Origin of the sequence: Halostella limicola (assembly GCF_003675875.1) — an archaeon.
GTDB lineage: Archaea > Halobacteriota > Halobacteria > Halobacteriales > Natronoarchaeaceae > Halostella > Halostella limicola.
Window position 1 is genome coordinate 1 of sequence record NZ_RCDI01000008.1, and the last position, 18,882, is coordinate 18,882.

25 protein-coding genes are annotated in these 18,882 nt (G+C 69.4%); 9 read left to right on the plus strand and 16 right to left on the minus strand.

Annotated features, from left to right (window positions below; genetic code table 11):
- Window positions 1–232 (plus strand): AMP-binding enzyme (locus tag D8670_RS19835; protein WP_449272254.1); only part of this gene is annotated, 232 nt, incomplete at its 5' end.
- Window positions 233–275: 43 nt separating this feature from the next.
- On the opposite strand, the gene D8670_RS19840 is transcribed toward D8670_RS19835, so the two are convergent.
- The 6 genes from D8670_RS19840 to D8670_RS19865 form a co-directional block, all read right to left on the minus strand.
- Window positions 276–548: a DUF7520 family protein gene (locus D8670_RS19840; RefSeq protein WP_121819856.1), complete on the minus strand. Its 273-nt coding sequence runs from the start codon at window positions 546–548 to the stop codon at window positions 276–278.
- A gap of 222 nt (window positions 549–770) precedes the next feature.
- Window positions 771–977 (minus strand): dodecin family protein, encoded by a 207-nt coding sequence (locus D8670_RS19845; RefSeq protein WP_121819857.1) that lies wholly within the window; start codon window positions 975–977, stop codon window positions 771–773.
- A gap of 73 nt (window positions 978–1,050) precedes the next feature.
- Window positions 1,051–1,914: an alpha/beta fold hydrolase gene (locus D8670_RS19850; protein WP_121819858.1), complete on the minus strand. Its 864-nt coding sequence runs from the start codon at window positions 1,912–1,914 to the stop codon at window positions 1,051–1,053.
- Between the two features lie 83 nt (window positions 1,915–1,997).
- Window positions 1,998–3,797, minus strand: a complete 1,800-nt coding sequence (locus D8670_RS19855) for a cbb3-type cytochrome c oxidase subunit I (protein WP_121819859.1) — start codon at window positions 3,795–3,797, stop codon at window positions 1,998–2,000.
- A gap of 279 nt (window positions 3,798–4,076) precedes the next feature.
- Window positions 4,077–4,328 (minus strand): DUF6684 family protein, encoded by a 252-nt coding sequence (locus D8670_RS19860; protein ID WP_121819860.1) that lies wholly within the window; start codon window positions 4,326–4,328, stop codon window positions 4,077–4,079.
- A 41-nt stretch (window positions 4,329–4,369) separates the two neighbouring features.
- Window positions 4,370–4,786, minus strand: a complete 417-nt coding sequence (locus D8670_RS19865) for a DUF7541 family protein (protein WP_121819861.1) — start codon at window positions 4,784–4,786, stop codon at window positions 4,370–4,372.
- Window positions 4,787–4,873: 87 nt separating this feature from the next.
- Here D8670_RS19865 and D8670_RS19870 point away from each other — a divergent pair, with 87 nt between their 5' ends.
- Entirely contained in the window at window positions 4,874–6,043 is a 1,170-nt protein-coding gene (locus D8670_RS19870; RefSeq protein ID WP_121819862.1) for a thiolase domain-containing protein, read from the plus strand.
- The gene (locus D8670_RS19875; RefSeq protein ID WP_121819863.1) at window positions 6,040–6,435 is read left to right on the plus strand and encodes a Zn-ribbon domain-containing OB-fold protein; all 396 of its coding nucleotides are present in this window, start codon (window positions 6,040–6,042) and stop codon (window positions 6,433–6,435) included. The genes D8670_RS19870 and D8670_RS19875 overlap by 4 nt, the downstream gene beginning before the upstream one ends.
- Here D8670_RS19875 and D8670_RS19880 read toward each other — a convergent pair.
- From D8670_RS19880 to D8670_RS19890, 3 genes are read right to left on the minus strand one after another with little or no spacing between them, the layout of a single operon-like run.
- Window positions 6,412–7,350 (minus strand): alpha/beta fold hydrolase, encoded by a 939-nt coding sequence (locus D8670_RS19880; RefSeq protein ID WP_121819864.1) that lies wholly within the window; start codon window positions 7,348–7,350, stop codon window positions 6,412–6,414. The two genes, D8670_RS19875 and D8670_RS19880, sit on opposite strands and share 24 nt — an antisense overlap.
- Window positions 7,351–7,387: 37 nt before the next feature.
- Window positions 7,388–8,452: a methylmalonyl Co-A mutase-associated GTPase MeaB gene (gene meaB / locus D8670_RS19885; protein ID WP_121819865.1), complete on the minus strand. Its 1,065-nt coding sequence runs from the start codon at window positions 8,450–8,452 to the stop codon at window positions 7,388–7,390.
- Complete coding sequence (locus D8670_RS19890; RefSeq protein ID WP_121819866.1) at window positions 8,449–8,865, minus strand: cobalamin B12-binding domain-containing protein; 417 nt, start codon at window positions 8,863–8,865, stop codon at window positions 8,449–8,451. Before D8670_RS19890 ends, meaB begins: the two co-directional genes overlap by 4 nt.
- A 286-nt stretch (window positions 8,866–9,151) precedes the next feature.
- Here D8670_RS19890 and D8670_RS19895 point away from each other — a divergent pair, with 286 nt between their 5' ends.
- On the plus strand, window positions 9,152–9,490 hold the full coding sequence (locus tag D8670_RS19895) for a DUF7344 domain-containing protein (protein WP_162994387.1): 339 nt from the start codon (window positions 9,152–9,154) through the stop codon (window positions 9,488–9,490).
- 7 nt (window positions 9,491–9,497) lie between these two features.
- Here D8670_RS19895 and D8670_RS19900 read toward each other — a convergent pair whose 3' ends face one another.
- From D8670_RS19900 to D8670_RS19930, 7 genes are all read right to left on the minus strand, one after another.
- Window positions 9,498–10,244, minus strand: a complete 747-nt coding sequence (locus D8670_RS19900; RefSeq protein WP_121819868.1) for an ABC transporter permease — start codon at window positions 10,242–10,244, stop codon at window positions 9,498–9,500.
- On the minus strand, window positions 10,244–11,227 hold the full coding sequence (locus tag D8670_RS19905; protein WP_121819869.1) for an ABC transporter ATP-binding protein: 984 nt from the start codon (window positions 11,225–11,227) through the stop codon (window positions 10,244–10,246). The genes D8670_RS19900 and D8670_RS19905 overlap by 1 nt, the downstream gene beginning before the upstream one ends.
- Before the next feature lie 82 nt (window positions 11,228–11,309).
- A complete protein-coding gene (locus D8670_RS19910; RefSeq protein ID WP_121819870.1) occupies window positions 11,310–11,534 on the minus strand; it encodes a helix-turn-helix transcriptional regulator in 225 nt (74 codons plus the stop codon).
- The gene (locus tag D8670_RS19915) at window positions 11,531–11,947 is read right to left on the minus strand and encodes a DUF2178 domain-containing protein (RefSeq protein WP_121819871.1); all 417 of its coding nucleotides are present in this window, start codon (window positions 11,945–11,947) and stop codon (window positions 11,531–11,533) included. Before D8670_RS19915 ends, D8670_RS19910 begins: the two co-directional genes overlap by 4 nt.
- A 114-nt stretch (window positions 11,948–12,061) precedes the next feature.
- A complete protein-coding gene (locus tag D8670_RS19920; RefSeq protein ID WP_121819872.1) occupies window positions 12,062–12,475 on the minus strand; it encodes a hypothetical protein in 414 nt (137 codons plus the stop codon).
- A gap of 1 nt (window position 12,476) precedes the next feature.
- On the minus strand, window positions 12,477–13,148 hold the full coding sequence (locus D8670_RS19925; RefSeq protein WP_121819873.1) for a DUF7546 family protein: 672 nt from the start codon (window positions 13,146–13,148) through the stop codon (window positions 12,477–12,479).
- Window positions 13,145–14,575, minus strand: coding sequence for a heme o synthase (locus D8670_RS19930; protein ID WP_375137288.1), 1,431 nt, complete (start codon window positions 14,573–14,575; stop codon window positions 13,145–13,147). Before D8670_RS19930 ends, D8670_RS19925 begins: the two co-directional genes overlap by 4 nt.
- A 141-nt stretch (window positions 14,576–14,716) precedes the next feature.
- On the opposite strand from D8670_RS19930, the gene coxB reads away from it, so the two are divergent.
- From coxB to D8670_RS19955, 5 genes are all read left to right on the plus strand, one after another.
- Window positions 14,717–15,436 carry a cytochrome c oxidase subunit II gene (gene coxB / locus D8670_RS19935; RefSeq protein ID WP_121819874.1) on the plus strand — a complete coding sequence of 240 codons (720 nt, stop codon included), beginning with the start codon at window positions 14,717–14,719 and terminating at the stop codon, window positions 15,434–15,436.
- Window positions 15,437–15,566: 130 nt separating this feature from the next.
- Window positions 15,567–16,412: a cytochrome c oxidase subunit 3 gene (locus D8670_RS19940; RefSeq protein ID WP_121819875.1), complete on the plus strand. Its 846-nt coding sequence runs from the start codon at window positions 15,567–15,569 to the stop codon at window positions 16,410–16,412.
- Between the two features lie 24 nt (window positions 16,413–16,436).
- Window positions 16,437–17,816, plus strand: a complete 1,380-nt coding sequence (locus tag D8670_RS19945; protein ID WP_121819876.1) for a hypothetical protein — start codon at window positions 16,437–16,439, stop codon at window positions 17,814–17,816.
- Window positions 17,813–18,112: a DUF7410 domain-containing protein gene (locus tag D8670_RS19950; RefSeq protein ID WP_121819877.1), complete on the plus strand. Its 300-nt coding sequence runs from the start codon at window positions 17,813–17,815 to the stop codon at window positions 18,110–18,112. Before D8670_RS19945 ends, D8670_RS19950 begins: the two co-directional genes overlap by 4 nt.
- 64 nt (window positions 18,113–18,176) lie before the next feature.
- Window positions 18,177–18,752, plus strand: coding sequence for an NUDIX domain-containing protein (locus tag D8670_RS19955; protein WP_121819878.1), 576 nt, complete (start codon window positions 18,177–18,179; stop codon window positions 18,750–18,752).
- Window positions 18,753–18,882: the final 130 nt, after the last annotated feature.

The following is an 18,882-nucleotide window of genomic DNA, read 5'->3' on the forward strand; positions in this document are numbered from 1 at the left end:
CGAGACCGAGGAACTCCGCGACCGGATCATCGAGGGCGTCGAGGACGCCATCGGCCCGATCGCTCGTCCCGAACAGGTGATCTTCACGCCCGAACTCCCCAAGACCCGCTCGGGCAAGATCATGCGCCGGCTGCTGGAGGACATCGCCAACGAGGACGAACTCGGCGACACCTCCACCCTCCGCAACCCCGACGTCGTCAGCGACATCCAGAACAAGGTCCAGAGCGACTGACCGGCCGCGACGACCGCGGAACCGCGGTCCACCCTCCGTCCGGTCAAGCGTCCGGATAGCGGTCCGAGACCAACGCCATGAGAAGCAGGATGACTCCGAGCGAGAGGCCGACCATGACGGCGCCGTAGACGGCGAAGTTCAGTGGTGTGATCTCGAAGACGAACGGGCCGAACCCGGCGTTGTCCGGAACGCCCTCTTTCACCGGTAAGACGAGGCCGACCATCGCGCCGAACAGGGCGGCCAGTCCGACGATGGCGGCGTAGAGACCGAGCACCATCCGACGACCGCCGATGCGACCGCGCACGGACGTTTCCATGGCCGGCGCTAGGGCGGGGAACGGTTAGGCTTTTGCGCTCTCCGTCCGAAACGCGCCCATGAGCGAGAAGGAACTCCTCGGGATCGTGCTCGGCGTGATCGCCGTACTGATGTTCGCGATGGGGATCATCCTGGTCCTCGGCTGACCCGCGCTCGAACCGGTCGAGCGCGCTGGCGGTGCCTCGGCGAAAAAAGCGGCGGTGCCCGACGGCCCGCGGCGCCGTCAGCGCTGCAGGACGAACGAGACGTCGACGGTCGTCCTGTAACTCTGGATCTGTCCGTCCTCTACCTCGGCCGTCTGCGAGGTGATCTCGATGCCGCTTATCTCCTCGAGCGTCTCGTCCGCGTCGTCCAGTGCGCTCTGCGCCGCGTCCTCCCACGACTCGGTCGAGTTACCGACCAGTTCGATGACCTTGACTGTGTCTCCCATGGTGCCCGCGGAGGTTCAACGTTGGTCGTGATGTATCTACGGTCCCCTCCGTCAGCTGACCTCTCGGGTTGCGTCAGCGGTCCCGTTCGTCGTTCTCGTCGCCGCCCTCCGACGCCCGGGGAAAATGGTCAGCGAGGAACGTTCGCACTGTCCGGGTGAAGAACTCGGGGTTGTCGAGGTTGGAGGCGTGCCCCGCGTCCGGCACCGTTCGGAGGACGGCATCGGGGATCTCGTCGCGCAATTTCTCCGCGTGTCGGCGGAGAAACGGCGCTTCGTGCTCGCCGCGGAGGACCAGCGTCGGCACCGCGACGGCGGACAGGTCGACCTCCGTCTCGTGAAAGGCGGCGACCGCGCGGATCACCTTGGCGAACTCGTCGGTCTCCATCTTCGGACCCTCGGCCCGGAGCCGCTCGATCTCTCCGTAATCGCCGCTGACGCCCCGCCCCGAGATACGCTCCTGAAGCCACACCATGGCTTTCTCGACCCGCTCGTACCCGACGAGTCGCACCGGCGGGATCGCGGCTCGCAGCATGACTACCCGCTGCAACCACTCCCGCCGGTCGAGCAGTTCCGGCGCGAAGGTGTCGGCGAGGACGAGGCCGGCGAGCCGGTCGGAGTGGCGGGCCGCGTACGCCTGCGCGATGCACCCGCCGGTCGAGAGCCCGCAGAGGACGAACCGGTCGAGGTCGAGGGCGTCGACGAGCGCGGCGAGGTCGTCAGCGAACAGGTCGACCGAGTAGGCCTCCCTGGCGGAGCCGCCGGTCCGGCCGTGCCCGCGAACGTCGTAGGCGATCGCGGTGTAGTCGTCGCTCAGAGCGTCCACCTGCGGCCGCCACTGTGAGTGATCGAGGACAGCGCCGTGGGCGAACACGACCGGCGGACCGGTGCCGCGTCGCTCGTAGTACGTGTCGATGTCGTTCGTTCGGACGGTCGGCATGCGTCGCCTACGCGCCCGGAGAGGATAACGTCACCCGTGTGTGAAAGGAGCGAATCGCGCGGAGAGAAACTACGCGGGGAGAACTAGTTCTCGTCGGCGTCGGAGCGGACCTCGCCGCCGTCAGTCAGCGCTTCCTCCTCCTCGCCGCCGTCGGTGGCGATGGAGGTCTCCAGCTTCCGTTCGAACCAGTCCCACTCGCGACCCTTCATACCGTCCTCTTCGAGGTTCCACGGGTCGCCGGTCTCGACTTTCGGCCCGTCGTAGTAGGAACTGGCCATGTTCCAGAGCCAGATGACCTGTCCGACCAGCAGCAGGACCGCGCCGGCGGTGGCGGCCTGGTGTAGCAGGGTGATGACCTCGACCGGACCGACCGAGAGCCCGCTGTAGGTGGCGTAGCGCCGGGTGAAGCCGGCGTAGCCGAGCAGGATCATGGCGAAGAACGTGACGTTCGTGCCGATCATCGAGAGCCAGAAGTGCCACTTCGCGAGCGTCCGCTGGTACCAGCGGCCGGCGTACATCGGGTACCAGTAGTAGAGGCCGGCGAAGCCGGCGAACGCGATGGCGCCCATGACGATGTAGTGGAAGTGCCCGACGACGTAGTAGGTGTCGTGGAGCACGAGGTCGACGGGGATGGCGGCGAGGAACACGCCGGTGACGCCGCCGATGATGAAGTTCGAGACGAACCCGATGCAGAACAGCATCGGCGTGGTGAGCCTGAGGTTGCCGTTCCACATCGTCGTGATCCAATTGAACGTCTTCACGGCGCTCGGGATGGCGATGGCCAGCGAGACGGCCATGAAGCTGGCGCGGAGCCGCGGGTCGATGCCCGTCGTGAACATGTGGTGGGCCCAGACGCCGAAGCTCAGCACGCCGATGGCCAGCGTCGAGTAGACGACGAACTTGAACCCGAACAGCTTCCGGCCCGCGAAGCGCGGCAGGACGTAGCTGATGATCCCCATCGGCGGGAGGACGAGGATGTACACCTCGGGGTGGCCGAAGAACCAGAACAGGTGCTGCCAGAGGATGGTGCCCCCGCCCTCCGCGGCGAAGAAGGTCGTCCCGAAGTTCCGGTCCAGCAGCAGCATGATGATCGCGCTACCCAGCAGCGGGAACGCGAAGAGGATGAGCCCCGACTGGGTGAGGATCGTCCACGAGAAGATGTCGAGGTTGCTCCAGCCGACGTCCTCGCCGCGCTCGGTGAAGATGGTCGCGATGAAGTTGATCGCGCCCATCGTCGCCGAGACGCCGGTGAGGTGCAGACCGAGCAGCATCAGGTCGTTCGCGGGGTTCGTCTGCTCGGCCGACAGCGGCGGGTACATCGTCCAGCTCATCGCGGAGCCGCCCGTGATGGCGTCGGCGAAGGGCGCGAGGAAAAAGCCCGCCCAGATGAGCAGCGCGCCGGGCGGCAGCAGCCAGAACGCGATGGCGTTGATCCGCGGGAACGCCATGTCGTCCGCGTCGATGAACAGCGGGACGAAGTAGTTCGCGAACGCCGCGAGGATCGGCGTCCCGAACAGGAACAGCATCGTGATGCCGTGACTCGTCAGCAGGGCGTTGTACGTCTGCGTGCCCGGGAGGACGGCGATGTCCGCCGTCACGAGCTCGGCTCGCATCAGGAACGCGGCGAGGCCACCCCAAGCGAACGCGATGACGGCGTAGGTGCCGTAGAGAATGCCGATGTCCTTGTGGTCGACGGTCGTGAACCAGCGGATGATCCCCCCTGGTTTCTCGTGGTGTGCGTGTCCAGTTTCGTCGCCGACGGCTCCGCCGCCCGCGAGCGGCGTGTACGAGCGCCAGTCCTCGAGGCGCGTGAGCCACACGGCGACCCCGAGAAGCAAGGCGCCCATCAGCACCGTCAGCGCTATCTGCCCTTCCATTGCCATAAGCGACCGTGAGGCTTCGAGGATTAAGAAAGGGTCGGTTCCACCTTTGGCGGGCGATTAGTCTCCAACCGTTACGAGTGTCTTCCCGTACACGTTCGGTCGCCGCGAGCGGCGGAGTCGGACGTCGCTTCGGACCGCCTGTGGCGATTCAGAATCGGAGAGCCTCGGACTGACTGGGGTACCGTCGTAAAACGATAGACGCGAACGCGAGCCGAAACGCAGCGCTACGAAGAGGAACGAAGGGAGGAAAGGAGTGCTACGACCGGCCGTCGTCGGGAGTCACTCGCCGTGCTCGTCGCCTTCGCGCTCCAGCTCGTCGGTCGCGATGAGCTTGCCCGAGTAGTACGTCAGGAAGGACAGGCTCACCATCATCGTGACGACGATGCCGAGCTGGAGCAGCGAGTAGGTGCTGTCCCAGCCGAAGGGGTTGAAAAGCGTGAACGCGCCGAGGAAGAACACGAGGATGCCGAGGGGGATCACGTTCACGGTCAGGTCGAGGATCGTCTCCCGGTCGAAGACGTTGCGTGACATGTTGCCGGACGTTCGAGTCCGAGCGCAAATAGATTATCGATCTAATACCGGGGATCGGCGTTCGCGGTGGTCCAGTACTTGCCGACCACGGCGCCGACCACGGCGAGCCCGCCGGCGATGGCGATCGAGACGCCGCGCAGTCCGATGCTCCCGGCCGAACGCGTGCTCTCCGCGACGCTGTTGAGCGCGAACGCGCCGCCGCTGTACGAGAAGAGGGCCGCGCCGATGAGCACGAGCGCGACGCCGAACCCCGCGAGCAGCGGCCAGGGGCTCTCGACGTACCCCGTTTCGCGGATGATTCCGACGAGGCTCCCGACGAGCAGGAGCAGGCCGCCGACGGCGACGGGCGCGAGCGGCCAGAAGATACCCACTTCGGCGATGGCGATGCCGAACGCGACGAGCATCGGCCACGGGCTCGACATCCGATACTGGTCGCTGAGACCGGGCTGTTCGTCCATGGCGGCAGTAAGGCGCGGCCCTTTAGAAACCCCACGGAACGGGTCGCGGGCGGCAGCCTTTACCCGCTCCGTCGTCTATGAATTTCCATGACAGAAGTACGAGTGGCCGGCGTCGGCGTCACCGAGTTCGGGACCGTTCCCGAGCGAACGGGGAGAGACCTGTTCGGGGCCGCGAGCGACGAGGCGTTCGCGGACGCGGACGTTTCCCGGTCCGACGTGGAGTCGCTCCGATACGGGAACTTCATGGGCGAACTCGCGGAACGACAGGGACATCAGGGACCGCTGATGGCCGAAGCGGCCGGGGTGAGGGCGCCGGCAACCCGATACGAGAGCGCCTGCGCGTCCTCCAGCGCGGCGCTCCGGTCGGCGGTACGCGATATCCGGAACGGCGAGGAGGACGTGGTCCTCGTCGGCGGCGCGGAGCGAATGACGAACCTCGGGACGGCGGGCGCGACGGAGGCGCTCGCCATCGCGGCCGACGAGCTGTGGGAGGTCCGGCAGGGCGTGACGTTCCCCGGCGCGTACGCGCTGATGGCGCAGGCCTACTTCGACGAGTACGGCGGCGACCGGGAGGACCTGGCGCACGTCGCGGTGAAGAACCACGACCACGCCGTCGGCAACGAACTCGCGCACTACCAGGACCCGATCGACGTCGAGGACGTGCTGGAGGCGCCGCCGGTGTCGGAGCCGCTGGGACTGTACGACTCCTGTCCGATCAGCGACGGCGCGAGCGCGCTGGTGCTCGTCAGCGAGGACTACGCCGAGGCGAACGGCGTGGACGCCCCCGTCGCGATCACCGGGTCGGGGCAGGGCGGCGACGACATGGCCCTGCAGGACCGCGAGTACCTCGCCCGAACGCCGGCGACCGACCGCGCCGCCGAGGAGGCGTACGACGACGCGGGGATCACGGCCGACGACGTGGACTTCGTCGAGGTCCACGACTGCTTCACCATCGCCGAGGTGCTCGCGCTGGAGTCGCTCGGCTTCTACGAGGTCGGCGAGGGCATCGGCGCGGCGCGGCGCGGCGAGACGACCGCGGACGGCGACCTCCCCGTCAACCTCTCGGGCGGCCTGAAGGCGAAGGGCCACCCCGTCGGCGCGACGGGCACCGCGCAGGTGGCCGAGATAACGAAACTCCTCCGGGGCGATCACGTCAACAGCGATGCCGTGGCAGGCGGCTCCGTCGGCCTCGCGCACAACGCGGGCGGCACGGTGGCGAGCTGTCTTGTTCACGTCGTCGAGGAGGTCGGAGCATGAGCGCCGACCCCACTGGCGCGCGCGACGAGGGGTTCGACGACTTCGTCGACGCCGTCGCGGCGGGCGAGGGCTACTACCTGCAGTGCGAGAACGGCCACGGGTCGGTGCCGCCGCGGCAGGTCTGTCCCGACTGCGGGAGTTCGGCCCTGTCGGAGACGCCGCTGCCCGATGCCGGCGAACTACAGACCTACACCGTCACGCACGTCGCCACGCCGGCGTTCAGCGAGGACACGCCGTACGTCACGGCCATCGCGTCGTTCGGTCCGGTCCGGATCACCGGGCAGTTGCGGGACGCCGAACCGGAGGAACTGGAGCGCGGGATGCCGGTCGAGCTGACGACCGCGCAGTCGGCGACGACGGGGCGGCGTCTACTCGCGTTCGATCCGCGGTAGCGCCGCCCGGACGGCGTCGAGGAACTGGTCGGGGTGCTCGGCGTGGGGCAGCAGGCGCGCGTAGTCGACCACGACGAGCCGGGCGTCCGCGGCCTCTGCGAGGTCGCGTCCCGCCGAGAGCGGGTTGACCTCCGCCTCCCGCCCCCAGACGAGCGTCACGGGGACGTCGAGGGCGGCGAGTTCGGCTTCGAGGTCCATCTCGGGACCGAGGAAGCCGCTGAGGAACGACGCCGGCGCGTAGCGCGCCCCCGGCTGGTGGGCGCTCTGCCACTGGTACTCGATCTCCTCCTCGGGGACGTTCGACGCGTCGTAGTAGCCGTGGTCGGCGCCGAAGTACCGTATCGAGGGCTTGCTCGCGAGGAGGTTGAACGCGGCGGTGCCGACGAGCGGCAGCCGGAAGAGCAAGCGCCGACCCGCGTCGCGGTCGCCCATCGAGTCCGCGCTGGGGCAGACGAGCACGAGCCGGGAGACGTCTGTCCGACCGGCGGCGCGGACGGCGTACGCCCCGGTCAGCGACGAGGCGACGACCGTCGCGTCCGCGGTCAGGTCCGCGAGGAAGTCGGCGACGAACGACTCGTACAGCGACGCCGAGTAAAGCAGCGGCGGGCGGTCGGACCGGCCGAACCCTGGCAGGTCGGGCGCGAGGACGTGGTGGTTCTCGGCGAGGCGGTCGAAGACGGCGTCGAACTCCCTGCTCGACCCGGCGAGGTTGACGCCGTGGAAAAGCGCCACGTCGGGGTCCTCGGGGTCTCCCGCCTCCGTGTAGGCCACGTCGATACCCCGCCAGCGGTAGGTGCCCTGGTCACCCGGAAGCGGCGGATCGAGCGGGTCGGCCCGCCGGGCGAGCGCTGCGTTCGCGAGAGCCGTCGCGCCAAGACCGCCCGCGGCAGCCGCGGCGAGTCGTCGGAGCTTCATACGCTGTCATACTACTGCCAGAAACTTAAGCGGACGCTCACCGGCGCTCGTCGAGACAGTCCTCGATGGGAGCGACGACGTCGTCGGCGATGGCGTACGGGTCCGTCTCGCCGGCGCGGACGGACTCGACCAGCGCGTCGATGCCGCCGCGGCGGTCGAGTTCGCGTTCGAGCAGGCCGCTTGCGTCCTCCCGCAGGAGCAGCCGGATCTCCTCGGCGGTGCGCGTGCGCGCCTTCTCGTCCAGACGACCGCTCTCGGACATGTACTCGCGGTGAGCGGCGAGCGCGTCGATCAGGTCGTCGACGCCCGTCGCGTCCGTGGCGACCGTCTCGACGACGCTCGGCGTCCAACCGGCCTCGTCGTCCTCATCGTCGTCGGCTCCGGCCTCCGCGTCGCCGAGCGCGTGCTGGTCGGGGCCGTGGTGGCCGCCCCCGCTCGCCGGCGACCCCGTGTCGCCAGCTAGCTGGATCATCTCCTTCAGCTCCTGCACCGTGCGGTCCGACCCGGGCAGGTCGGCCTTGTTCACGACGAACACGTCGCCGATCTCCAGGATGCCGGCCTTCAGCGTCTGGACCTCGTCGCCGGAGCCGGGCGGGACGAGGACGGCGACGGTGTCGGCGGTCCGGACGATGTCGATCTCGTTCTGTCCGGCCCCGACCGTCTCGACGATGATCTTGTCCTTGCCGAACGCGTCGAGCGCCTTGACGGCGTCCGCGGTCGCCGTGGAGATGCCGCCGAGGTTGCCGCGGGCGCTCATCGACCGGAAGAACACGTCCATGTCGCCGACGTTCGACGCCATGCGGATGCGGTCGCCGAGCACCGCGCCGCCGGTGTACGGCGAGGACGGGTCGACGGCGATGACGCCGACGGTGTGGCCGCGGTCCCGATACGTCTCGGTCAGCTTGTCGACGAGCGTCGACTTCCCGGCGCCGGGACTGCCGGTGACGCCGATCACCTCGGCGTTCCCGGTGTGTTCGTACAGCGCGGAGACGAGGTCCCGGTAGCCGGGCTCGCGGTTCTCGATCTTCGTGATGGTGCGCGCCAGCGCCCGCTGGTGCCCGTCCAGCAGGTCGTCGACGAGTCCGCGTACGTCGGCGCTCATCGTTCGGGGACGTTTTCGCGGACGAACTGGATAGTCTCTTCCATCTTCGTGCCGGGACCGAACACCTCCGCGACGCCCATCTCCTTGAGATCCGCCTTGTCCTCGTCCGGGATGACGCCGCCGACGAGGATCAGGGTGTCCTCGAACGCGTCGTACTCCTTCAGCCCCTCGATCACCTTGGGGACGAGCGTGTTGTGCGCCCCCGAGAGGATGGAGATGCCGAGGACGTCGACGTCCTCCTGAACCGCCGCCTGCACGATGTCCTCGGGCGCCTTGTGGAGCCCGGAGTAGATCACTTCGAAGCCGGCGTCGCGGAACGCCCGCGCGATGACGTGCGCGCCGCGGTCGTGACCGTCGAGACCGACTTTGGCGACGAGACATCGGATGGACCGCTGCGTCTGGTCGACGCTCATGGGCGTGGCTTCCACGCCCGACAGTTTGACTCTAACGGTAATTCCTGATGGACGTTTGCCCGGCCTCGTTCTCTCCGCGTCCGCGGATCGACGCGTCGTGAAAACGGGAGGTGATCGTGCTTCACGCGTCCGTTCCGGGGTGAACCTCTCATCAACCATTAACGAACGCGGTCGGCGAAACAGTCACTGTTATTACTGTGTGGTCGCTGCAGTCCGGTAAGCGCGGGGATCCGACGGAAGGGTGGTACGCGGACGGTCGCCGCCGAATCGCGCGACGGAGAAAACCATGTCAACCGAAGCCACAACGGAGTTGATCTCCGAGGCAAGTGAAGTCGCGGCGGGAGTCGCCGACGAGACCGTGCTGTACGAAGTTCTCAGCGATCCCCAGCGGCGCCACGCGCTGGCGGCGCTGCGAAGGTGCGGCGGAACGCTCGCCCTCGCGGACCTCGCGATGGAGGTCGCTCGGATGGAGGCAGACGACGAGACGGCGTTCTCGAAGGAGTACGCCCAGCGTGTCGAGATAGCGCTGTATCACAACCACGTTCCGCGGATGACCGACGCCGGGGTCGTGGAGTTCGACGAGGAGCGACGCGTCGTGCGCCTGCACGAGGACGTGCTGGCGTAGCCCTTTTTCAGTCCGTCCGCGGGATCGCGTACGCGCCGACGACGAAGCTGACCAGCGCGAGCGCCGCGAGTATGGCCGTGTCGGTCGCGGGCGAGGCGCCCGAGAACGTCGCCGCGCGGACGCCGCGCGAGAAGTACGTCAGCGGTAGGAGGTCGATCAGCGGCAGCGCGTACGACGGCAGGAGGTCGGGGGTGACGAACGTCTCGGCGAGAAACAGCATCGGGAGCGCGATGGTGTTGCTCGCGGCGACGACGCCGTCCTGCGAGTCGGCGGCGCGGCCGAGCATCGCGCCGATGCCGCAAAACAGCGCCACGCCGAGCGCGACCAGCGGGACGAGCCACGGCGAGAGGGCGAACTCGGCGTCGGTGATGAGCGCGATGACGCCCAGAAGCAGCGCGCTCGCGATGCCGATGATGACCGCGTTGACCAGCGTGTGCGCGGCGAGCCACTCCGCGCGGGTCAGCGGCGTCGTGGCGAGCTTCTCGAAGCGGTTGCCCTCGCGGTGGCGCGCGACGGTGCTCCCGACCCTGGAAAGCGGCGTGAACAGCACGACGACGGCGAGGTAGCCCGGCACGTAGTAGCCCGCCGGCTCGGTGAACAGGCCGGCGCCGGTCGGGTCGGTCCGCACGAGCGCGCCGAAGATGACGATGAGGATAACGGGGAAGAAGAAGGTGAAGAACACGGCGGTGCGCCGGCGGACGAACGAGCGCCACGCGGCTCCCGCCTCGGCGCCGACCCGCGCGAGCGCCCCCATCAGCGCTCACCTCCGGTCTCCGCCGCCGCTTCGCGGTCGGTCGCCGCCTCCGCTCTCGTTCCGCTCGCCGCCTCCGCGGGCGCGGCTCCGGGCCGGCGCGCGTACCGGTCGCCGGTGAGTTCGAGGTACACGTCCTCCAGGTCGGGCTGGGTCCACGTGAGTTCGCTGTAGCCGACGCCGGCCTCGTCCAGCGCGCGCACGACGCCGCCGATGTCGGCCGGCTCGACGCCGCGGACGACGAGTTCGCCGTCGCGGGACTCCGTCCGGAAATCGATGCCGGAGAGCGCGTCGGCGCCCGCGTCCGTCGCGATCACGAGGCGGCGCTCGCCGCCGTGCTCCCGGACGAGGTCGGTGGGGGTCCCGACGGCGACGAGTTCGCCGTCCGCGAGAAAGCCCACGCGGTCGGCGACGCGCTCCGCCTCGGTCATGTCGTGGGTCGTGAGAAACACCGTCGCGCCGCCGGCGGCCAGGTCGCCGATCTGCTCCTGGACGGTGCGCCGGCCCGCGGGGTCGATGCCGGTCGTCGGCTCGTCGAGGAACAGCGCGTCGGGGTCGTTGACCAGCGCGACGCCGAGGCAGGTCCGGCGCTGCTGGCCGCCGGAGAGGTTCTCGTACCACGCGTCGGCGTCGTCGACCATCCCGACGGTTTCGAGCACGTCGTCGGTGGCGCGGGCGTCGTCGTAGAGGCCGGCGTAGTAGTCGACGAGCTCCCGCGCGGTCAGGCGGGCGGGCGGCGAGAACGACTGCGGGAGCACGCCGAGCCGGGACTCGTCGACCGCCGCGGGCGACTCGCCGAACACCGACGCCTCACCCGCGTCCGGTCGGGTCGTGCCGGTGAGCGCGCGGACGAGCGTCGTCTTCCCCGCGCCGTTCGGCCCGACGAGCGCGAACACCTCCCCCTCGGCCACCGACAGCGAGACGCCGCGCAGCGCGGCGGTCTCGCCGTACCGTTTCTCCACGTCGTCAGCGACGAGCGCGTCCATACCCGGAGGCTGTTCCGGACCGGAAGTAAGCGGTTCGATCGCCGGATGCGAGGCGGCGGGAGCACGGCCGACGCTCGCCGCGTCACTCGGCGCGGTCGTCGGCGCCATTGCCGTCGAGATCCGGGTCGAAGAGGTCCTCGACGCGGCAGTCGAAGTAGTCGGCGAGTTCGAACGCCAGTTCGAGCGACGGGTCGTACCGGTCGCGCTCGATGGCGTTGATGGTCTGGCGGGAGACGCCGACGGCCGCCGCGAGGTCGGCCTGGCTCATGTCGGCGCGGTCCCGCCGGTCGCGGAGGTCGTTGTTCATGGTCGGTATCGCACCCAGAGGTACGCGACGGCGAAGGCGGCGAACAGCCCGACGTACCCGTAGAGCGCGCCCCAGACGACCGTCGGGACGGCGTACGACGTTGCTTCCGTGAGGAGCCTCGCGGCCGACGCGCCGAGGACCAGGACGACCGCGGCCACGGTGAGGGTGAGCTGGCTCGCTCGCCGTTCGAGCGCCCGGTCCCGTTCGTCGAACAGCGAGACCGGGGAGCCCCACCAGACCGCGAGGAAGGCGAGGATGCCGACCCAGTACACCCCCTCGCTGAGGAGCGGGTAGCCGAGGTTTCTGAGCGCGAGCGCGGAAACGACCGCGGCGGCGATACTACCGAACATCAGCCGCCGGTAGCGGCGGCGGCTGGAGAGCCGATCCGTCGTCGGGGATTCCGTGGACGTCATGGGTGATGTAAAGCGTGGTTTCCGGAAAGGACGCTTTACAGTAAAGGATGCTTTACGATCTCACTTAATTCTTTCCCCGGTCTGCAGCGAGGAGAGAACCCCGAACGCCCGGCCTCACGCCAGCCCGGCGTCGCGGAGCAGGTCGGCGACGACGTGGACGTAGAGCACGACGGCGGTGAACAGCCCGACCGGCACCGACGCCGCCGCAAGCCCCGCGGTCAGCGCGCCCCCGATCAGGGCGTGGCTCAGCAGTCGCTCGGTCCGGATCTGCCCCTCGGGGACGCCAGCGAACACCTCGTCCTGCTCGGTGAACGCGAACACCGGGTCGCGGACGCAGGCCCGCAGGTGCGACCAGTCGCCCGCGTGTCGGCGCGCGACGACGAAGTGGTCGAGGTCGATGAACACCGAGAGCAACACGCCGTAGGCGAACAGCGCGGCGAGCGCGGGAAGCGAGAACGTCCCCCGGAGGGCGGCGACGCCGATGGCGGAGACGACTGCGCCGAGGAGCGCGTGTTCCCGTGAGTACATCCTACCGGCCGAACGGACGCCAGTGCAATAACGCGACCGTGGCGACGAACACCACGGTCGACAGTTCGTGGGACCACGTCGTCACCGCGAGCGCGAGCGCGGAGGAGCCGCCGAGCAGGCCCGTCGCCAGCGACGCCAGCACCGGCCAGGTGCAGCTCACGCAGGAGAGCAGGCCGAGGACGCCGGAGACGGCCGCGCCCGCCGCGTCCAGCACCGTCGCGTACACGAGGTACGCGAGCGCGAGGTAGCCGACCACCCGGTACGGCAGGAGCGCGACGGTGACGAGGTCGCCGACGTACGTCACCGCGGGGCCCCACCCGGGGATCAGCCAGGCGATCCGCGGGCCGGTCGCCGGGAGATCGACCGGGCTGAACAGGTCGCCGACGGACACCAGGCCGCCGACGGCGGCCAGCAGGACGAAGTAGCCCGCGGCGACGCCCAGCGCGATCCGCCGCTGGCGAGGCGACGCGGGCGGCGGGTCAGTGCGCAGGATCGCCCACGCGCCGACGTTGATCCAGATCAGGGCGTACGCGACGTTGAGCCATCCGTCGAGCGTGAGCCGCTGGATCTCCGGGTAGAACAGGATCGCGAGGAACTCCGTGTTCAGCACCAGCGCACCGTAGAGCAGCGTTCTCCCGTCGGGCAGCGCCGGGCGGAGCGTTCGCGTGCTCATAGGGCCAGCGAGTCGACGACGACGGCGAGCAGGAGCAGGCCGAGGTAGGCGTTCGACGCGTGGAACGAGCGCATGGCCGCGGCCTCGGTCCGCTCGCGGTGGAGGCGGATCACCGCCCAGAGGAAGACGGCGCCGAGGGCGACGCTCGTCAGCGCGTACAGCAGGCCGAGGTCGCTCACGGCCGACAGCCCCGTCGCGCCGACGAGCGTCGCGGCGAGGTAGTAGACGATCTGCTTGCGCGTCTCCGCCTCCCCGCGGACGACCGGCATCATCGGGAAGCCGCCGCGGGCGTAGTCCTCCTTGTACGCCAGCGCGAGGTTGTAGAAGTGCGCCGGCGTCCACAGGAAGATGACGCCCGCGAGCGCGAGGCCCGGGACGCCGACGGAGCCGGTCACCGCGGCCCAGCCGATGACCGCCGGCAGCGCGCCGGCCGCGCCGCCGATCACCGTGTTCTGGACCGTGTTCGGCTTCAGCACCAGCGTGTAGACGACGCTGTAGAACATGATCGCTGCGAGGCCGAGCGCGGCCGCGAGCAGGTTCACCTGCAGGAACGCCGCCAGCGAGGCGAGCGTGAGCAGCCCGCCGAACGAGAGCGCGTTCCGGACGGAGACGACGTCGGTCGCCAGCGGCCGGTCGGCGGTGCGGTTCATCTTCCGGTCGATGTCGCGTTCGAGGACGTGGTTGAACGTCCCGCTCGCGCCGATGGAGAGGACGCCTCCGAGGAGCGTCCAGACGACGGTCTCGACGGTGAGCGCCGGGCCGGCGGCCAGCGCCATCCCGGCGGCGGCGACGAGACAGAGCAGCCACATCAGCCGTGGTTTCATCAGGCGCAGGTACGCGCTCCCGTACGCCTTTGCGCGTGCGACGGGGTCGTCGGGGAGCGACGGCCGCCGCGGTTCCGGGACCGGTTCGTCGTCGACGGTCTCGGCGACGTCGACCGGCGTCCGGTCCTCCGGGGTCGCGGTCTGGGCTTCGAGCAGCCACGCGACGGCGACGACGAGGCTCCCGAACAGGGCGGTGCCGAGCAGCAGGTGGACGCCGGACAGGAGCGGCGTCGGTCCGTCGACAGCGGCGACAGCACCGAGGCCGACCTGCACCGGGTAGGCCAGGACGGCGGCGGTCACGGCGGCGCGCACGCGCCGGGGCGGATCGCCCAGCCAGGCCGCGGCGCCCGTCGCGAGCACGAGGACGCCGACGACGAGCGCCGCGAGGCGGTGACCCCAGGCGATGGCCAGGTCCGGGTCGCTCCCGTCAACGACCCACTGGCCGTGACAGGCGGGCCACGTCGAGCAGGCGGCGGCCGCGTCGGTGATGGCGGTCGTCGCGCCGACGATGATGAGCAGGTAGACGCCCATCGCCGTCGCGGCGACGAGGCCGGTGAACCGGTCGCCGGTCCGAACGGGACGGGGGTAGTTCTCTGATTCCACGTCGTGGTCCCTCTCTCCGTGAGTGTTCGTTTCCGCGCACTTAGACCCGCCGTTTCTCCGGCGCGGGCGGTCGTCTCGGCCCCGCCCTCGCCCGGAATTTCAGCAGCTATTTAACCGTGAGTTCCTAAACGTCCGGCTGTCATGAAGAGAAAGCGGATTGCCGCCGTGACGCTTTTCGGGGTGGCGTTGCTGGCGCTGGCCGCCCAGCCCGCCGCGGCCCAGGAGTCCACGACGGACAGGCTGATCAGCAACCTCAACCAGGAACTCCTGTTCGTCGCGGTGCCGATCACGCTTCTGGTCGAGGGGATCCTCATCTACACCGTGGTCCGGTTCAAGGACAACGACGACCCCAAGCCGACGCGGGAGAACCGCCGGCTGGAGATCACGTGGACGATCGCGACGGCAGTCATCCTGCTGTTCGTCGGCGTCGGCGCGTACAACGTCATGGGGGCGCAGGACGTGGTCACGACCGACCAGGCCGAACCGCAACCGGAAGACACGGAGATCAACGTCACCGCCCAGAAGTACTTCTGGACCTTCGAGTACGAGGGCGAGAACGTCACCGTCAACTCCAACCAGGGGCAGCTGGTGATCCCCGCCAACGAGAAGGTGTACTTCGAGATCGGAACGGCCGACTGGCTCCACGCGTTCCACGTGCCGGACCTCGGGCTGAAACAGGACGCCGTGCCCGGACAGCAGAACGTGATCCGGACCGAGGCGACGAACCCCGGTAACACCTATCAGGGGTACTGCGCGGAGTACTGCGGCGAGGGGCACTCCCAGATGATGTTCGAGGTTCAGGTCGTCACGCAGGAAGAGTTCGAGGAGTGGCTGGAAGAGCAGCGCTCCGAGGACTCCTAAGCGCCGCTGCACGCGCCTGAACGCGCAGCGCGCTTTCTTCTCGCTTCTCCGACGCTAGCGCCGCGGCGGCTCCCGGCGGCTCCGACGCAGTTGGATGGATTTTTGGTAGTCCAAACGAAACCTGCCGGGTATGACCGTAGCGGACGATACGACAGAGGATCACGGGCATCACTTGCCGGCAGTGGAGGACTGGCCCCAGGGGTTCGGCGAGGCCAGCTGGTGGCCGTTCGTCACCGCCATCGGCGCCGCCGGGTTCTACGTCGCCGCGGCGCTGTACCTGCTCGCCGGCGACTCGGGGCTCGTCCCCGCGAGCGCCGGCCCGGCCGCGTTCGTCGGGACCACCTTCGTCTTCCTGCTCGGCCTGTACGGCTGGGTGTACCACGCGTTCGTGAAGACGTTCTGGGAGCGCGGGGCCGACCACCAGAGCGAGAGCAAACTCCGCTGGGGGATGATCGCCTTCCTCGGCTCCGAGATCGCGACGTTCGGCGCCGGGTTCGTCTACTACTTCTTCATTCGCGTCGGCGAATGGCCGCCGGGCGAACTCCCGGGCCTGACCGGACTCGTCCTCGCTAACACGATCATCCTGATCGCGAGCAGCGTCACCATCCACTACGCGCACGTCGCCCTGCGGAAGAACAACCGCGGGCGGTTCCTCGGCCTGCTTGGCGCGACGCTCCTGCTCGGCCTGATCTTCATCGGCGGACAGGTGTACGAGTACTACGAGTTCATCGTCGTCGAGGGGCACACGCTGACCGAGAGCATCTACTGGAACGCCTTCTACGGGCTGACGGGCCTGCACGGCCTGCACGTCTCTCTGGGCGCCGTGATGCTCGGCATCGTGTTCGCCCGCGGCCTGACGGGGCAGTACTCCGCCGAGCGCCACGTCTCCGTCAGCACCGTCTCGATGTACTGGCACTTCGTCGACGTCGTCTGGGTGTTCCTCGTCGTCGTCCTGTACGCCGGCGCGACCGTCTGACGGTCGCCCGTCCCCGTTCTCACCATGGATGCAACCACGCGCCGCCGCTACCGGAGCGTCGCGGCGGCGACCGTCGTCGCGCTCGTCGCGTTCTCCGGCCGGGCGCTCGCCCACGGCGGCGCCCTCCGCGAGTCCTCCGGCGACCTGTCCGTCCCGACGTGGCTGTTCCTCGCGACCGGTGGCGGGGCGGTCGGCGCCTCGTTCCTGCTCGCCAGCCTCGTCACCGACCGGGCCCTGATCCGCCGCATCGACGAGTACGGCTCGACGCTCGGCGTCTCCCGATCTCGGGTGCTCTCCGCGCTCGGGAGCGTCGTCGGCGTCGTCGGCCTCACCGCAGTCCTGTGGTTCGGGTTCCGCGGCCCGGTCGACCCGTTTCGCAACCTCGCGGTGCTCGTCGTGTGGGTCGGCTGGTGGGCGGGCTACGTGATGTCCGTCTACCTCGTCGGTGACACCTGGCCGGCGGTGAACCCGTTCCGCACGGTCGTCGAACTCCTGCCGTCGCTCGGTCTGGACTACCCGGAGCGCCTGGGCGCGTGGCCGAGCGTCGCCGGGCTGGTCGCGCTCATCTGGGTCGAGGTCGTGAGCCCGCTTGCAGACGAGCCGCGACTGCTCGCGCGCGTCGTCGCCGCCTATACCGTCGTGACTGTCGTCGGCGGCGTCCTGTTCGGCGCGGAGCGGTGGTTCTCGACGGTCGACCCCGTCTCGCGCGTGTTCGACTACTACGGCCGCGTCGCCCCGGTCGCGCGCACCGACGACGGCCTCGAACTCCGCCTGCCCGGCATGGCCCTGACGGAGGCTCGCGGCGTCACCGGCGCCGACGAGGTGGCGTTCGTCGTCGCCGTCCTGTGGGTGACCACGTACGACGGCCTCGTCACGACACCGGCCTGGGGCGACGCGGCGCGGTGGCTGGTCGAGGCCGGACTCCCGCCGATGGCGGTCTACGTCGTCGCGCTGCTCGGCGGGTTCGGGCTATTCTACGGCAGCTACGTCGCCGCCTCCCGGGCGTCACGGGGGATCGCGGACACGTATCTCACCGCGGGCATGCTCGCCCGGCGGTTCGCCCCGCCGCTGTTGGCCATCGCCGCCGGCTACCACCTCGCGCACTTCCTCGGGTACTTCGTCCGCCTCTCGCTGCCGCTCGCGAGCGCGCTCGCCGCGCCGTTCTCGCCGCCGGACGCGCAGCTGTTCGTCCTGCCGAGCTGGTTCGGCGGCGTCGAACTCGCGTTCGTCCTGATCGGCCACCTCGTCGCCATCTGGGTCGCCCACGCGACCGCCTACGACGTCTTCCCGAGCCGCCTCCAGGCCGTCCGGAGTCAGTACCCCTTCATCCTCGTCATGGTCGTCTACACCATGGTCAGCATGTGGATAGTCGCGGAACCGAGCGCCACGCCCCCGTACCTATGAGCACCGACACGCACCCCGACGCACCGGCCGACGACGCCGACGCGACGACGGCGGTCCCGCCCGGCGAGACCACCCACGACTGCCCGTACTGCGGCCGCCCGTTCAGCGACCCGGAGTACCGGACGCTCCACGTCGGCCTCGACCACCACGAGGAGTGCACCGAGGCGGAGCTGGAGGCGTTTCAGGACGCCTACCGAGAGGAGGGAGAGGAGATACGGCTGTTCAGGCTGAAGGCGATCGGCGCGCTCGTCCTGCTTTACTTCGGGTTCCTGTTCACGTACTCGTTCGTGACGTGACGGCCCGCGCGGACGCTTCGCCCGTCAGTAGCTATTTACCGTCGCTGGCCGCAGGCTCTGCACGATGAGGGGCGCGCCCGATCACTGCACGTCCTGCGGCGGGGCGCTCTCCGGCGTCGACCCGCCGACCGTCTTCCGGTGCGACGCCTGCGGGGAGTACGCGTTCCGCAACCCCACGCCGAACGCCCGGGTCGTCGTCCTCGACGGCGACAGCGTCCTGCTCGTCGAGATAGCCGACGAGGCACGCATCGAGGACCCGCCGTACGACGCCGAGAGCGAGTGGATGACCCCGGGCGGCGCGGTGGAGGTCGGTGAGCACCCCGACGAGGCGGCCGCGCGGGAACTGGCCGAGGAGACGGGACTGGTCGCCGACCCGGACGCGCTGGAACTGTTCGACGCCGTCACCCGAGAGGTGGTCGAGGACACACACGCGCTGGTGCTCCTGTACGCTGCGGACCGCGCGGACGTCGCCGGGACGCCCGCCGCAGCCTCGGACGCCGCCGACGCCTGGTTCTGGCACCCGGACGAACTCGCGGCCGCGGACGCGACGTTCCGCGACCTCCACGACGAACCACGTCGCTACCGGGATCTGGAAGGGTTCGTCGCGGCGGCACGGGCGGCGTTAGAGGCCGACGAGTGACGAACGAAAACGGCCGGGAGCGCGGCGCGAGGCCGAGCGCCGAGCGCCGTGCGACTCGGGGAAGGGCAGGTGCGCTGCAAGCAGTGTACCCGCGAGTGAGCGGAGCGAACGAGCGTTCGAAAATCGCTCC

What these genes read in the sequence shown, in the direction of transcription:
- D8670_RS19895 (WP_162994387.1), top strand. Translation starts at nt 9,152, where the DNA reads ATGTCAACCGAAGCCACAACGGAGTTGATCTCCGAGGCAAGTGAAGTC.
- D8670_RS19860 (WP_121819860.1), bottom strand. Translation starts at nt 4,328, where the DNA reads ATGTCACGCAACGTCTTCGACCGGGAGACGATCCTCGACCTGACCGTG.
- D8670_RS19920 (WP_121819872.1), bottom strand. Translation starts at nt 12,475, where the DNA reads ATGTACTCACGGGAACACGCGCTCCTCGGCGCAGTCGTCTCCGCCATC.
- D8670_RS19950 (WP_121819877.1), top strand. Translation starts at nt 17,813, where the DNA reads ATGAGCACCGACACGCACCCCGACGCACCGGCCGACGACGCCGACGCG.
- D8670_RS19945 (WP_121819876.1), top strand. Translation starts at nt 16,437, where the DNA reads ATGGATGCAACCACGCGCCGCCGCTACCGGAGCGTCGCGGCGGCGACC.
- D8670_RS19915 (WP_121819871.1), bottom strand. Translation starts at nt 11,947, where the DNA reads ATGACGTCCACGGAATCCCCGACGACGGATCGGCTCTCCAGCCGCCGC.
- D8670_RS19890 (WP_121819866.1), bottom strand. Translation starts at nt 8,865, where the DNA reads ATGAGCGTCGACCAGACGCAGCGGTCCATCCGATGTCTCGTCGCCAAA.
- meaB (WP_121819865.1), bottom strand. Translation starts at nt 8,452, where the DNA reads ATGAGCGCCGACGTACGCGGACTCGTCGACGACCTGCTGGACGGGCAC.
- D8670_RS19865 (WP_121819861.1), bottom strand. Translation starts at nt 4,786, where the DNA reads ATGGACGAACAGCCCGGTCTCAGCGACCAGTATCGGATGTCGAGCCCG.
- D8670_RS19940 (WP_121819875.1), top strand. Translation starts at nt 15,567, where the DNA reads ATGACCGTAGCGGACGATACGACAGAGGATCACGGGCATCACTTGCCG.
- D8670_RS19840 (WP_121819856.1), bottom strand. Translation starts at nt 548, where the DNA reads ATGGAAACGTCCGTGCGCGGTCGCATCGGCGGTCGTCGGATGGTGCTC.
- D8670_RS19910 (WP_121819870.1), bottom strand. Translation starts at nt 11,534, where the DNA reads ATGAACAACGACCTCCGCGACCGGCGGGACCGCGCCGACATGAGCCAG.
- D8670_RS19905 (WP_121819869.1), bottom strand. Translation starts at nt 11,227, where the DNA reads ATGGACGCGCTCGTCGCTGACGACGTGGAGAAACGGTACGGCGAGACC.
- D8670_RS19870 (WP_121819862.1), top strand. Translation starts at nt 4,874, where the DNA reads ATGACAGAAGTACGAGTGGCCGGCGTCGGCGTCACCGAGTTCGGGACC.
- D8670_RS19880 (WP_121819864.1), bottom strand. Translation starts at nt 7,350, where the DNA reads ATGAAGCTCCGACGACTCGCCGCGGCTGCCGCGGGCGGTCTTGGCGCG.
- D8670_RS19855 (WP_121819859.1), bottom strand. Translation starts at nt 3,797, where the DNA reads ATGGCAATGGAAGGGCAGATAGCGCTGACGGTGCTGATGGGCGCCTTG.
- D8670_RS19845 (WP_121819857.1), bottom strand. Translation starts at nt 977, where the DNA reads ATGGGAGACACAGTCAAGGTCATCGAACTGGTCGGTAACTCGACCGAG.
- D8670_RS19850 (WP_121819858.1), bottom strand. Translation starts at nt 1,914, where the DNA reads ATGCCGACCGTCCGAACGAACGACATCGACACGTACTACGAGCGACGC.
- D8670_RS19875 (WP_121819863.1), top strand. Translation starts at nt 6,040, where the DNA reads ATGAGCGCCGACCCCACTGGCGCGCGCGACGAGGGGTTCGACGACTTC.
- coxB (WP_121819874.1), top strand. Translation starts at nt 14,717, where the DNA reads ATGAAGAGAAAGCGGATTGCCGCCGTGACGCTTTTCGGGGTGGCGTTG.
- D8670_RS19900 (WP_121819868.1), bottom strand. Translation starts at nt 10,244, where the DNA reads ATGGGGGCGCTCGCGCGGGTCGGCGCCGAGGCGGGAGCCGCGTGGCGC.
- D8670_RS19955 (WP_121819878.1), top strand. Translation starts at nt 18,177, where the DNA reads ATGAGGGGCGCGCCCGATCACTGCACGTCCTGCGGCGGGGCGCTCTCC.
- D8670_RS19925 (WP_121819873.1), bottom strand. Translation starts at nt 13,148, where the DNA reads ATGAGCACGCGAACGCTCCGCCCGGCGCTGCCCGACGGGAGAACGCTG.